This is a genomic window from Vibrio sp. 10N.222.54.E6, from assembly GCF_041473955.1.
Lineage (GTDB): Bacteria > Pseudomonadota > Gammaproteobacteria > Enterobacterales > Vibrionaceae > Vibrio > Vibrio tasmaniensis_A.
This window is the reverse complement of record NZ_JBFRTD010000069.1, coordinates 1-1,056: the sequence shown is the minus strand read 5'-3', so window position 1 is coordinate 1,056 and position 1,056 is coordinate 1. Positions and strand designations below refer to the sequence as shown.

Below are 1,056 nucleotides of genomic sequence, written 5' to 3'. Positions count from 1 at the left end.
GTGGGTAGTTTAACCTTTCGGGGAGGACGCTCACCACTTTGTGGTTCATGACTGGGGTGAAGTCGTAACAAGGTAGCCCTAGGGGAACCTGGGGCTGGATCACCTCCTTATACGAAGATACTTACGATGAGTGTCCACACAGATTGATTAGGTTTAGAAAAGCAAAGAGAAGAAGAACTCCCAAGGTTCTTCGAAGTTTGTTTCTACTTTTAAAGTGGAGATAAATTAGCAGTGTCCCGTTCGTCTAGAGGCCTAGGACACCGCCCTTTCACGGCGGTAACAGGGGTTCGACTCCCCTACGGGATACCACTTCCTTCAAGAAGTAAAAAGGGTCGTTAGCTCAGTTGGTAGAGCAGTTGACTTTTAATCAATTGGTCGCAGGTTCGAATCCTGCACGACCCACCATTTCCTCCCAAGGAAATAAAATTTGGGGCGATTAGCTCAGTTGGGAGAGCACCTGCCTTACAAGCAGGGGGTCACTGGTTCGAGCCCGGTATCGCCCACCATTTCCTCCCAAGGAAATAAAATATGGGGCTATAGCTCAGCTGGGAGAGCGCCTGCCTTGCACGCAGGAGGTCTGCGGTTCGATCCCGCATAGCTCCACCATTCTTTCTCCATGTAAGGATGGCTTTTATTTTCACTTTTTAAAAAGTGAAGACAAAAGAAACTATCATGGGCGATTAGCTCAGTTGGGAGAGCACCTGCCTTACAAGCAGGGGGTCACTGGTTCGAGCCCGGTATCGCCCACCATCTTTAAATATTCTTTGATGACAAAAGTCTGAAGAGAGTTTTTAAAAATGGTTTTGAAAGTTTAAAACTTGAAAAACTCTTGCTCTTTAACAATTTGGAAAGCTGACTGATTTAAATAACGAAGTTATTTAAATCAAATTTAAAAGTTCTCAATGTTTATCTGCTCTTATTTATTAAGAACGGTATAAACACAACAAACACATTCAAGTGTCTTGTATTCGAATGATCAGAAATGATTGTTCATTTTTTGATTCTACTTTTTATTAAAAAGTGGAAACAAAAAGTAAATTGAGTCCGGCAAACAGT

Annotated in this window: 5 tRNA genes and 1 rRNA gene; all 6 read left to right on the top strand. The window is 42.9% G+C overall.

The window, feature by feature from the left end:
- Window positions 1-110 (top strand): 16S ribosomal RNA (locus AB4513_RS24315); the annotation flags it as partial.
- A gap of 123 nt (window positions 111-233) precedes the next feature.
- Window positions 234-309, top strand: a tRNA-Glu gene (locus tag AB4513_RS24310).
- Window positions 310-329: 20 nt separating this feature from the next.
- A tRNA-Lys gene (locus tag AB4513_RS24305) sits at window positions 330-405 on the top strand.
- Between the two features lie 25 nt (window positions 406-430).
- Window positions 431-506: transfer RNA gene (locus tag AB4513_RS24300), tRNA-Val, on the top strand.
- Window positions 507-530: 24 nt separating this feature from the next.
- Window positions 531-606, top strand: a tRNA-Ala gene (locus AB4513_RS24295).
- Between the two features lie 68 nt (window positions 607-674).
- Window positions 675-750: transfer RNA gene (locus tag AB4513_RS24290), tRNA-Val, on the top strand.
- Window positions 751-1,056 lie beyond the last annotated feature (306 nt).